Source organism: Erythrobacter crassostreae, assembly GCF_019204045.1.
Lineage (GTDB): Bacteria > Pseudomonadota > Alphaproteobacteria > Sphingomonadales > Sphingomonadaceae > Erythrobacter > Erythrobacter crassostreae.
The window spans coordinates 1-12,395 of the sequence record NZ_JAGSPC010000001.1 but is presented as its reverse complement, the minus strand read 5'-3'; the positions used below and the strand labels follow the sequence as shown (position 1 = coordinate 12,395).

Below are 12,395 nucleotides of genomic sequence, written 5' to 3'. Positions count from 1 at the left end.
TGAAGCAGTAGACTACCGAGTTCATTCGGATCGCGGTGTCCCAAATTCCTCATCTGACCGATATCGTTTTGACCTTTACAATGTCTGCAAATGGGTCGTTTGCTGACGGGCTGCATTTGGCGCCTCGTCACCCAGGAGCGGACAGTCGCCTACCGGCCCACTTGCGGACATATTGATCAGATACCCTGTTGACGCGAAGTGTTTTTTGGGTTGGGCGACTGAACGGATAATCAAGAGAACTCATAGCTCTTGGACCACATCTGTGGTTATGCAGTCATCCACTCCGGTACTATTGCTTTCGTGACTCCATCCGGAAGAAAGCGACGCAACAGACCATGCGGAAACAGATGTTATTTCTCACCACAGCAATCGCTGTAAACCTGCCCGCTGGGGCGGTAGCAGCGCGGCATCAGCACACAGCAAGCATCCAAGGCAGCCAAGCCTGTTCAACCGTGCAATGCAGATTGAGTGATCAATCGACCGCCTTGCTGATCATGTCGAAGCAACATCTGGCCTCCAGTTCCACCTTGCAAGCGAGAGAGCGCCTGCCGCGCATCACAAGAGAACAGATGTACGAGCATCGCCGCCTGAACAAATTGGTTGCGGAAATGTTCCGCAAAATCCGAAATCTCTCGGTGCGGAGGTATAATTCTACGGCCGATATTGACGTCATTAAGAAGCAATTGAGCGAGCTGCGACAATCGATGTCGAGGGAGATCACATCTGAACTGTCTCAAGCCACACAAGATACGACGAGTCGTAGCATGGCTCGAACTCTTACTGATGTTCGATATTGGACAAATGACAAATCGACGAAACTATCAGAAATAGAAAGTCTGCTGGCCGACCCGAATACCGCAGCCGATGTCAAGATCAGTGCGCAGCTGGATCTCGCGCGCACACATGAGAAGCTGCGCTTGATGGAGCAACTTTTTCCTGCAAACGCGGAAGTGAGCACCGCCAACGCATTTTCTGCTAGGCTGCTCGCCAATTCGGGGAATTTTGACGACCTTCTGCAGCAGCAAAATATAGAGCGTGTTGCCGAGATCGCAGAAACCAGGCTGCGTCCGGCTGCCGCCAAAAATCAGGCGGTAGAAAAACAGTTGGCGAGTGCGCTCTCATCGAGCCGTGGGATCCGCCGCGAATTCTCCAGTGTCCAAGTTTTGAAGGTGCATCTGGAATCGGCGAACTGGTTCTTAGAACGCAACGAGTTAACCGGGCGAATTCTGAGAAGAAACCGATTGGCTAATTTCGCCATTAAGGCGGCAGATGGCAAATGCTATGCGATCAACGCTTTTTTTGAGCAAAACCATCAGGGCGGTGGTCGGTACGGTACAGCCTACCACAGCAGAGCTTTTCTTCAGGATGAAATGCTCTGCGAAAACGTTTGAACCCCATGCCGCTGTTTCGGCGGCGCCTTGGGTAAACCGGTTTCAAGCAGTCAAGCGAGCACGATTGGCCGTTTGTTTGAGCATTTGGCGCAGTCGCGCAAACAGATGACTTTGGTTCGCATCGAGCCGTTTAAATCTTTCTCTTCTGGAAAATCGCACTTCGCGGAAGGCGCAGCAATTTCCTCCCACGAACAGGATGAAAACTAGTCGTCAGGAAATGCGATTAAAGCTGCAAGCTTTTCAGTATCGTAGAAAATCCGCTGCATGTCTGGAAAGTAGGCGCGCGCGCCGCAGCTGACAAACGCCGAGCTATTTTCGGGGCGAGAATCTGAGAATCGACCGTTCTTGTAAATCGTCAGTTCGTCGCGGATGATTTGAAATAGCGGCCACGAATTACTGCCTTCATCTGTGCTGGAAAACCAACCGCTTGTGCTGTCGAATGAGAGACTCGTGCCGCTGAGCGAGCATATGTGTGCATTCGCCCCGATTGATTGTCCGATCGCGGAATAGGTGCCGTCCAGCTCACGGGTTATACGGACGCTTGCCATCGCTTCGCCTGCGACTGCGGGAACGATACGTTCATAAAGCTCTGATCCGATGATGCTTTTCGGGAGGCCAATAGTGTCCGGGATGAAGTATGCACTTTCTCCCAAATCCAGAAACATCGGTTCTCCGTTGGCCGCCAAAACCGCGTTAATCCGATCATTGTAAGCGGTCTCAACACAGTCTGCATCCTCGCACTTGTTTCGCTCTTTTAGCCACGCGCGCTGAGGTTGGAGACCAGGTGAATGGTGAGGCCAACCATTTGTGTAGAGAAAGGTCATACGACGATCGAGTGTACGCAGCCTTGTCTCATACTCGCCGCAGATCAATTTCTCGACAATTGTGCGGGCGTCAGAGCACTGAAATGATGGCTCGCTCTTCTCTTCGACGACGATTTTCGAGAGGGCATGCAATTGCTGGAAATGCGATTTGGTAAGATATGACCGTTCATTTCCGCCGTGGAGCACGATAGTGCCCACTGGATTAATCCCGACCAGATAGCGTATCTGCTTTGGGGCAATCTTGGTTGACTTGAAAACAGCACCGTCGAAATCCGCAGTTCCCCAAGTCGGGAAGGACGAAATATCAGCTTTTTCCAGATTGGCGTATGCGAATTTTATTCCATCCCGCTCCAGCGTGCAGCCATCGCCTATCGTTATCCCGCAATCAAATACGAATTGGGTCAAGTCGGAGCCTGAAAGGTCCCAGTTCGTCACGCTGCGGGCCCAGCTTCCGCTGAACCGGCCGCCTTTGATGAAAGCGTCCTGCATGATCGCATTCGTTAAGGCGGAATCGTGGAAGATGGCGTTTTCTATGCGTGCTCTTCGGAAATTGGCGTCTGTGAGATCAGACTGAAGGAACCCAACCCCGGGATAATCAGCGTTTTCCCAGTTCGATCCGGCAAGTGAGCTTTGATTAAAACAAACGGGCAAATTGTCAGGATTGGTTCCCTGAAACAGCCATCCGTCAAAGTTCCCGCGCGCTATCAGGACGACCGGTGTTTTGGCACCGGAATGTTCCGATGACCGAATGCGTTTTAAGGCCGCGCGCAGCATATCAGGCGTATGGAGCTCGGCGCCATCGAGATATTCGAAGTCGCCGCTGGCCTCTGACGGGAATATCGTTTCACTTCCGGCCTTGGCGTGATCGAATAGCTGTTTGCACGATTCTGCCGGCAGGCCCTTGGCTGACGCTAGTTCGGGCATGATCGCAGAGCCAGCGGTCAAAGCCGCCAGCATTAAAGATGCTCTTCTGACGGTATTCATTGGCTGTCCCTTATTCGGCTGAGTTCCACCTCGCTTAGTGATAGCTGCTCTTGCGTTGGGGGTGAAAACCATAAACAGGGTGCTGGCTTGAGCTCTGTTGCTCGATCTCTAAGCAACCACATTCGTGGGTCGGCATCAATTGATTGCGTCTCCATCCTGTTGCCAGAAAAGTCACAATGGAGTGAGGCAATGATTAAGCGCGTAGCAGGGTTCGGTTTGATTGCAGGAGCGGCGATGTCAGTGGGGCTCTTTCAGCCAGCTTTTGCTTCAACGATAGCATTGAGCGCGCAGAGCCTCAGAATGCCTGTTAAGGTAAAGAACCCACTTGGCAGCAGTCCGAAGATTGGTTCGACGCCCGAGAACGTACAGCCAAGTGAAATCAATAGCTCGGGTAGCAAAGAGCTGGAGCGTAAATTCCGCAGCGAAGTCGGAATGCTATCGGTTCTGATTGACTCAAGTTGGGGGTCAAAGGCTGACAATGATCGTATCGACCGCGAAGTTACAGCCTACAAAGAACGCGCCGAGCGATTTGCAGATGGTCGCTTTGGTGCTCTTTCCGAAGTCCAGCGCAATCAAGCTGACGGTGAATTGAGAGCATTCTATGACACTCAGGCGGAAACCGCTGAACGAGAGGCTGCTTGGGCCGAGCAGATGGTGAATAATATCGGTGTCGCCGATGCGGCGTACAATCTGATGCTGGTTCATGCGACTAACTTAGACGCGGCAGTTGTGATCTATCCTGAAAATGCGACATATTCGGAAGCGCGCGCCCTCATTGGTGGGGTGCTACAAAAATTCGGTTCCAGAGAAGGCGCTAATATCCTCAAAGAAGAGGTCATCATGGAACGGGCTCGAAAAGTTAGGATGCCTGCCGCGGTTCAAGCCAGTAAGCCAACAGAAAACCTCTTCCGAACGGCTTGGGGCACAAGCGGTATTCCTTACACAATCAAGAAGATCCATATTCGCAGCGGCTGGGCGCCTAAGCGAAATGCGTATGGGATTGTGATCGGGCAGGTCCGTGATGCTGCAATTGCTGTTGAAGATCCGGCATCGGGCAAGTGCTACCTCTACGACTTCACTATGATCAAAGAGGGATCCGCTGTCCGGCGCTCTTCCCACGCTGCGAAACGTATGGCTTGCGAAAACATCCCGAAGTAGGCGGTAACGGTCCGGCTCAGTCTGCGAACAGGACGATAGTCTCGTCAGGAACCCAGCCTTGTTGGCATGGGCCGCTGTAGTCTTGTCGTTCAGCGATTGGGCTGGAAACTTCGCATGGGATACGGTCATCCTCGCGATGGGAATAAAGGACTCCGTGCCAAGCTCTATCGTCTGTCAATTCGCACATCCATACAAATGCGCCGGGATCGACATAGCCTGTAACGGGCGCGTCAAATTCCGGTCTGGCGCGAACCTCAAGAGGTGCATCTGAGCCGGGAAGAGCGGCCATCCGGCCAACACCGGGGCAGGCGTCAAATTCTTCTTCACCGCCAATTTGAACAAGGGTAACATTCAGGGTAGGCGGGGTGCACGCCTGCAGAGAAAGCACTGAACAGGCGAGAAAGCCGCATCTCCCCAGCAAATTACTGCTGAAAAAGAAGCGGCTTAATCGCCCATCATTGTATTCATTGCCGATTAGCAATCGCCGATCCGCTCGCCTTTCACCACCATAGTGACATTCGCTTTTCCCTCAGGAAAATTATCTTCTAACACTTCAGTTGCCGCACTCATCATAAAGCTTTCCGGGCTTACCGTCCCGGTTATCGCAATTTCGGAGGTGCTACCGCCGATTGAGCAGGTCAAGCTACCCGCGATCTTGCCATCCGAGAAGTCAAACTCTCCTACTTCGCATTCTCCAGCCTGTGCAAAGACCTGTGTGAGTTCGTCGGGATCAAGTTTCGTTTCGTCCTCTGCAACGCATTGTTCTTGCGAAGACATCTGGCCCGCCATTTCTTTGAACATTGCCGCCTGTTCTTCGGTGGCGCCTGGAACCTGAACCTCTGTCATGCCAGCGGACATTTTCCAGTTACCTGGCAGGATTTCATCTTCTGCTGGACCTTGGCTGCATGCGCTCAGGCCGATCAAAGCGGCGATGGTAATTGCTGTCTTTTGCATTGCACTCATATTCCCTCAATACTTGGCGAAACGTTTCTCGCCATGCTGTACTAGTGTCAGCTGCAGCTGCCTTAATCCCATAAGTGTGGGGGCCGGAGGGTGAGAGATGCTGCTGTCAATCGAGGCGGCATCGCTCAACCGACCCACAAATGTGGTGTTACGGGCGAAATGATGCACCATAAGTGTGGCCGCTTAGATGCGTATTCTGAGCGGCGCAGGGCAAGATGTGGAGAAAGAGATGATCCGGCAAAAAATCATCCCAATTTTGCATAAGATGCCGCACCTGTTGCGGCTTGCGATAGCTGTGATCTTTGTCCAGCTGCTTTTCTGGCTTTTGATAAAGCCTGCTGTGATCGGCACACCGAGCCCGGGTTTTGAAACCATTGACGGTTATGACTACGCCGAAGCACGGCTCAAAGAGCCTACATTTGCCGCCGTCGATTCTGCGAAATTCGCGGCCATTGATGATATGCCTGCATGGCATTGCTGCGAGACGGGCTACCGCGCTTTTCGCTATAGTTTTGAATTGGATGAAGTGCCGGAAAAAGGGCTAGGGCTCTCGCCGCATGTCCGCGCAGACAATTTCTCGATCTATGTGAATGGCAATTTCATTGCGGGCACGGGAAGGCTCGAACTGCCCGACCATACCTATGATGGTCTTTATCGTAAGACATACCACATCCCCGTTGATGCGGTGAATAAGGGCGCGAACCAAGTCACCTTTATCATGGTGCGCGATGGCATCCCTTACTTTGACTATTTTGCACCCATTCTGGGGGAATATTCGCACATCCAAAGCAACATGGCGCACACAGAGTTTCTGACAGAAGGGTATAGCTATGCCCTTATTGCCGCGATCGCGATGGTGGCGCTGTTCTCTTTCATATTTTTCCTGATTTCGGGCCGAGATTACGGCGCGTTGTGGCTGTTTTTGCTTGCCGTCGCGTTGGCAGGAATATCGCATTACTACGTTTGGACTGATCCTCCTTTTGGCGGGCAGGCGCGGTTCGCGTACTTTTGCGCCCTCACACTGTTTGCGAATTTTGCCTGGTTCGGCTGGGCCAATGCATGGTCGCGGGACCGAATCCGATGGATCATGCCACTGGCTTTTCTCGTATTTGTCTGCGCTCTCTTCGCAGTTGTTTACTGCCTCTATAACCTGCCGATAGGAGCGGGATATGACCGCGCTGGCGAGGTTCTTTTCTACACCGGCATCGCATTTTCAGGAGCTACGGGTGCGCGTCTGATCTGGAATTTTCGTGACCTGCGAGAAGATCGCTATCTGGAGGCGGCGATTGCTCTTTTGCTTGTGTCGCTGCTGGCTCTTCAGGTCATTACAGAAATGACCGACGCCTTGAACATGGGATATGCCAGCCGGACGCAGCCCTTCCTGATTATCGGGATCGCGATTGCCTTTTTCGCTCGGCGAGTGACGCTGTTCCGAACCTCTGCGCAGATCAATGATCTGCTTCAGGCGCAACTGGATGAACGCACAGGTGAGCTCGCCGTGGCTCATGACCGGGAAAAGCGGCTCGTTCGCCAACAAGCCCTCGATGAGGAGCGTCAGCGGATCATGCGCGATATGCATGACGGGTTGGGCAGCCACCTGATGTCAATGATGATGATGGCAAAGCGCGGGAATGGCGAGTATTCCGATTACGCTGATGGCTTGCAATCGGTCATTGATGAGATGCGATTGATGATCGATTCCATGGACTCTGTAGGGGAATCGCTCAGAGCCGCATTGACTGTATTCAAAAAACGGATTGTTCCGCGCGCTCAGGAGGCAGGTTTTGCGGTAAACTGGTCTGACGATGGAACCGCAATTTTGCCGCAATACAACCCGCGCCAAATTTTGCAGGTGTTCCGTATCCTGCAAGAGGCGCTGACGAATGCGTTGAAACATTCCGGCGGCGACACAATCGATGTGACGATCGGGGCGGCTCCCGGCAATCCGAATACGACGCAAATCACGATCGCGGACAATGGCGGAGGTATTGCTCAGGCGGCGTCAGGAAGATCAGGCCGCGGCCTAAGGAACATGCGGGCAAGGGCGACGGGAATTGAAGCGGAATTTGACATCGTATCGAGTGACGACGGAACACGTGTTTTGTTGACTATGGCCGGACATGCCGAATGACTTTGCGGCTCTAATCACCCACACTTCTGGCTGGCGCTCGTGCCTCTAATGGTTTCACAGGGCACAAAACCTTGCTGTTGGATGAACGAAATGACGGATAATCTGGGCCCAACCCGCCGCGTGGCGATTATTGAAGATGACCCCAATCTGCTCGATCATTTTATCGCGATTGTCACCGATATGGTTGATCTCGACCTTGCAGGTGTCGCGTCGTCTGTGGCTGACGCTCGTAAGCTGTTCCGGTTGAAGCCTGATCTGTTTCTGGTCGATATCGGCCTGCCTGATGGCAGCGGGCTGGATCTTGTTCCCGAGATAAAGGAAGCCGCCGGAGGCAAGGTCTTGATTGTAACCTCGTTCGGAGACAGGCAGACTGTTGTCGGCGCGATCCGTGCAGGGGCAGATGGATACTTACTGAAAGACAGCAGCGTTCAGGAAATCACCGACGGGATCGAAGTGACGCTGGACGGAGGCTCTCCTGTAAGCGCGACTGCAGCGGTCTATCTGCTTGAACGTCTCCGCAACGATGATGCCCTGGTTGAGGCGGCTGAGGCTGGAGAGGATGTTGAGCTTAAGGAGCGCGAGGTTGAATTACTAAACCTGTTCGCGCGTGGTCTAACGTACAAAGAAGCGGCCAGCGCGATGGGGATCGCCCCTCTGACCATCAACAATTATGTCAAATCAATCTATGGCAAACTTGCGGTCCATTCCCGCAGCGAGGCCGTGTACGAAGCGCTGAAGACCGGGCAACTAAAGCTTTAGCTTTTGGACGGGTTAAAGCTTCCCTCCCTGCACCACACTTATGGTGCACCGCGCCGCCACCTACCCAACAATGTGGTTTTCGCAAGGTACCAATGCCTGCGCATATCCCTCTCAAATTTCATTGAGGGGTTTGTCCATTGCCATCATCATACAAGAAATCACTATTCCGCTCTTCCGCAATGCCAGTCGCAATACTCGCTGCAATTGCCTTCCCAGGCACTGGGAACGCAGCGACTTCCAGTAGTTTATCCGTGGTATCCGCGAGCACAACGTCCAGTGGACAGTGCCAATTAATAGTAAGCGCATCAATAACTGGAACGATCACGGATTCCCCGCCGGCGATCGATTATACGCAATTCTCGATCACCACTAGCACGGGCCAATTCGTAACCGCTCGTACGCCTGATGCTAATACAGTAGGCTCCACCACAACCGTTACACAACCAGTGGTTCTATCGAGTTCGCTGGCGGCAAACAGCTTTGAGCTTCGCCTGCTTGAGGCGACTTCGAATGCCCCGTCGATTACTGTGATACTCAGCAGTCCGGTTTTGCGTTCAGCGTCTATACCTGAAACACTTTTAGCCCAAGGAGGAAGCGGGTGCTCACGGCTCGTTCCCAACGCACCGCCGACTGCGGATGCGGGGCCAGACCAAACTGTGATGGGCGGAGCAACGGTATCGCTGCCAGCTGCTGCTACTGACCCAGAGAATGACCCGATCACTTATGGCTGGGCGCAATTGTCAGGGCCACCACCGGCGAGCAGTTTTAGTTTCAACACCGGCACCGGTGAATTGCAATTCACAGCGCCCTCCAAAACGAATGCCGTGCAGGCGATGACGTTTGAGATGGAGGCAAATGATGGCACTTCAATCGATACGGACACGGTTGATGTGCTTATTGCCGCCAATCAAATCCCAGTACCTGTTGTAGGCCCAGCGCAATCCGTTGGCGCAGGTCAAACCGTTAATCTTGATGCGTCCGCTTCGACCGATCCGGACGGTGACCCACTCACATTTTCTTGGTCGCAGCTCACATCTGGCACACCAGTCACGCTGATAAATGGCAATACAGCGACGCCTTCATTCGTTTCTCCAACTGTGACGAGCCCACAGGTCATCGATTTCCAAGTTTCGGTATCCGATGGATTGACCAGCGACTTAGGCACGATCCGAGTGACGATTAATCCAAACGAACCGCCAACGGTGGATGCTGGACCCGATCAGAACGTTTCGGGCGGTGACACTGTGAACCTTGCTGCAACGGGCAGCGATGCCGAAGGCGACCCGATCACCTATCAATGGCTCCAAACCGCTGGCCCATCGGTCACCTTGACCGGCGGCAACACAGCGACGCCGACTTTCACAGCGCCTCCGCGCGCCTTCAATGATCAGACTATTACGTTTGAAGTGGTGGCCAGCGATGCAGGCGGAGCAGGTCCATCGGATTTCGTCGATATCATCATTGCCGGTAACCAGGCACCGACTGCCAATGCCGGCGCGCCGCAGAATGTCGCGGGCGGCACTGTCATCACCCTTGACGGAACTGGCTCAAGCGATCCTGAAAACGATGCGCTGATTTATAGCTGGGTGCAGGTCACAGGTCCTACAGTTGTACTGACGGGCGCAAATACGCCGACGGCCACCTTTACTGCACCGCCGCGAACCAACTCCGATCAGATTCTTGAATTTGCCTTGACGGTCACTGATGTGTTCGATGCATCGTCGTCGGCAAGTACGACGACGACGGTACTCTCTAACAATCTTCCGATTGCAGATGCAGGTGCCGATCAATCGCAGGTTGGCGGCAGCACGATCACGCTTGATGGCAGCGGCTCTTCCGATCCCGATGGCGATGCAATCAATTACACTTGGGTTCAGAATGGTGGTCCATTGGTAGTCCTGACGGGTGCCAATACCGTCAACCCTACCTTCACCGCGCCAACCGCGACATCTGTCGACCAAATTCTGACATTCGATCTGACGGTCGATGACAATGCGACGTCTGGCGGCGCAGGCTCCGGCGCCCGACAAGCGCCATCGAGCCCCCAACAAGACAGTGTCCAGATCACAATCCTGGCGAATACTGCGCCCGTTGCCGATGCGGGCACAGATCAGGGGCCGATTGATAGCGGCGAGACCGTAACGCTGAATGGTAGCGGGTCGACCGATCCTGAGGGTGATAGCCTGACTTACATCTGGACACAGATTGCCGGAACACCCGTGACGCTCACTGGCGGGAACAGTGTTTCGCCGACATTTGTCGCGCCCACGGTGAATGGCAATGAGGATCTCGTTTTTGCGCTGAGGGTGAACGACGGTCAGCTTGATTCACCTGTCGTTACTGTCACAGTAAGCGTGCAGGCCGTTGGTACGGTCACCATTATTCAACAACTTGTGGGCGGCGGCGATACGCCGGTTACATTCACCTCAAGTGTTGCGGGACTGAACGGGATTGTGAACACGGTCAGCGGCACCGGTCAAATCAGCGCAACCAGCGTCGCCGCAGGCTCTTACTCTGTCAGTGTCAATGACCTGACCGGTCAAGGCTTCGCCTTAACAGACATCACATGCAATGATGGCGATTCCGTCGCGAACATCGCTGGTCGATCGGTGGCGATTGAACTTTCACCGAGCGAAGATCTGGTCTGCACATTCACATCGGTGAATTCGCGTGAAGCGGCATCGGCCGCAATTGCTGATTTCCTCACCGGTCGCAATGCATTGATTATGTCGCATCAACCCGATCTTCAACGACGGCTGGACAGGCTCGACGGGCAGAGCGCACCGGGCGGTTCGGCCTCGGCATTCGGTGTGCCGGTTCCGGGATCAGGAGCTTTGCCGTTCGATCTTTCCATTGTGGATGGCCGCGCGAGCGCATCGACCAGCCTGTCTCAGGTTATGGGGATAGCAAGCGGCCCAGACCGGACGGAATCGGATTTCGATATCTGGGGCGAGGCCTTCTTCTCTCGTGCGCAGCTTGGAAATCAACGCGCAAGCTTTCAGATTTTCCATGTCGGAGCAGATTACCGCATCAGTGAAAATCTGCTGATCGGTGCGCTTGGCGAATTCGACAATTTCAATGATCGTGATGATCTGGAAGCGGGCGAGGCCGAGGGTAATGGCTGGATGGTTGGCCCCTATGTCATGACCCGTCTTGCGCCGACACTCTTCGCCGAAGTGCGCGCCGCATGGGGTAAGTCAGACAACCGCGTCTCGCCGCTTGGCACCTATACAGACGAATTTGAAACCAACCGCGCTTTTTATAGCGGTTCGTTTGTTGGACAGTTTGATCTTAGTAAGCGCACGCAAGTGCGCCCTGAACTGACGGTGCGCTACCTTGACGAGACGCAGATTGCCTACACAGACAGTTTGAATGTTATCATTCCCGAGCAGAGGGTTGGGCAGGGGGACATCAGCTTCCGCCCGCGTGTCCAGCACCGGATCGAATTGGAAAGCGGATGGACATTGCGTCCATTTGCCGAAGTCGAGGGCATTTACACGTTCGGCACTTCGATCAACAATGTGCTTGAAAATGGTTTGAGAGCGCGTGTCGAAGGCGGTCTGGATATGCTGTCAAAGAACGGTATTCGCGCCAGCATCGGTGCATTCCATGATGGTATCGGGGCGGACAACTTTGGAAGCACCGGCGGGCACGTGTCGATCTCGTTCGGTTTCTGAGCCGGACTGAGGCCGTGAAGTGTAGCGGCCTGGGGGCCCCCAATATCTCTCAGGCCGCTGCGCGAATCTTGCCAAATTCAATTCAATCAGAAAACCCAAAGGGGCAATTCCTATGAAACAGACAAACCGATTGATGCCAGCTCCGACTCCGTGGTGGAAGCTCACGGTAGCGATTGCACTAGCAGGGTCGATCGCGGCTCTGCTGGCTTTTGTGTCGACTGCAAGCGCAGAGACCATTCCGAATGGAAGCTCATTCGATGAAGGCGAAGCGGTGGGACGGCAGGTAGGATATGTGGTTGGCAGCGCGCTCGTACCTTGGGCGGCTGCCTACCTTGTTGTTCTTCGCAATTCGCCGAAGGCTATAAAATGGATTGCCTTGGCGGCCATACTCGCGCTTTCGCTGTGTGGTTCTTTGTTCGCGCAAACTCTCTGATCGGCACTGTCAGACAAATTGTACCGCCTATGGAATGGGACTGCCGCGAAAGAGATCGCTGTCAGGGTGTCATCA

Annotated in this window: 9 protein-coding genes; 6 read left to right on the top strand and 3 right to left on the bottom strand. The window is 53.9% G+C overall.

Annotated elements, in window-relative coordinates; translation table 11 throughout:
* Nucleotides 1-335 precede the first annotated feature (335 nt).
* Nucleotides 336-1,391, top strand: a complete 1,056-nt coding sequence (locus KCG46_RS00045) for a hypothetical protein (RefSeq protein ID WP_218403340.1) — start codon at nucleotides 336-338, stop codon at nucleotides 1,389-1,391.
* A 203-nt stretch (nucleotides 1,392-1,594) separates the two neighbouring features.
* Here KCG46_RS00045 and KCG46_RS00040 read toward each other — a convergent pair whose 3' ends face one another.
* Nucleotides 1,595-3,199 (bottom strand): pentapeptide repeat-containing protein, encoded by a 1,605-nt coding sequence (locus KCG46_RS00040; RefSeq protein WP_218403339.1) that lies wholly within the window; start codon nucleotides 3,197-3,199, stop codon nucleotides 1,595-1,597.
* A 300-nt stretch (nucleotides 3,200-3,499) separates the two neighbouring features.
* Here KCG46_RS00040 and KCG46_RS00035 point away from each other — a divergent pair, with 300 nt between their 5' ends.
* Nucleotides 3,500-4,357, top strand: coding sequence for a hypothetical protein (locus KCG46_RS00035; RefSeq protein ID WP_218403338.1), 858 nt, complete (start codon nucleotides 3,500-3,502; stop codon nucleotides 4,355-4,357).
* Between the two features lie 16 nt (nucleotides 4,358-4,373).
* Here KCG46_RS00035 and KCG46_RS00030 read toward each other — a convergent pair whose 3' ends face one another.
* Complete coding sequence (locus KCG46_RS00030) at nucleotides 4,374-4,745, bottom strand: hypothetical protein (protein ID WP_218403337.1); 372 nt, start codon at nucleotides 4,743-4,745, stop codon at nucleotides 4,374-4,376.
* A gap of 86 nt (nucleotides 4,746-4,831) precedes the next feature.
* On the bottom strand, nucleotides 4,832-5,311 hold the full coding sequence (locus KCG46_RS00025) for a DUF3617 domain-containing protein (RefSeq protein ID WP_218403336.1): 480 nt from the start codon (nucleotides 5,309-5,311) through the stop codon (nucleotides 4,832-4,834).
* 196 nt (nucleotides 5,312-5,507) lie between these two features.
* On the opposite strand from KCG46_RS00025, the gene KCG46_RS00020 reads away from it, so the two are divergent.
* The 4 genes from KCG46_RS00020 to KCG46_RS00005 all read left to right on the top strand — a co-directional run bounded on the left by KCG46_RS00020 (nucleotide 5,508) and on the right by KCG46_RS00005 (nucleotide 12,320).
* Nucleotides 5,508-7,451 (top strand): sensor histidine kinase, encoded by a 1,944-nt coding sequence (locus tag KCG46_RS00020; protein ID WP_218403335.1) that lies wholly within the window; start codon nucleotides 5,508-5,510, stop codon nucleotides 7,449-7,451.
* 90 nt (nucleotides 7,452-7,541) lie between these two features.
* Nucleotides 7,542-8,210, top strand: coding sequence for a response regulator (locus tag KCG46_RS00015; RefSeq protein ID WP_218403334.1), 669 nt, complete (start codon nucleotides 7,542-7,544; stop codon nucleotides 8,208-8,210).
* 446 nt (nucleotides 8,211-8,656) lie between these two features.
* Nucleotides 8,657-11,887 (top strand): PKD domain-containing protein, encoded by a 3,231-nt coding sequence (locus KCG46_RS00010; RefSeq protein ID WP_218403333.1) that lies wholly within the window; start codon nucleotides 8,657-8,659, stop codon nucleotides 11,885-11,887.
* Nucleotides 11,888-11,999: 112 nt separating this feature from the next.
* Nucleotides 12,000-12,320: a hypothetical protein gene (locus KCG46_RS00005; RefSeq protein WP_218403332.1), complete on the top strand. Its 321-nt coding sequence runs from the start codon at nucleotides 12,000-12,002 to the stop codon at nucleotides 12,318-12,320.
* Nucleotides 12,321-12,395 lie beyond the last annotated feature (75 nt).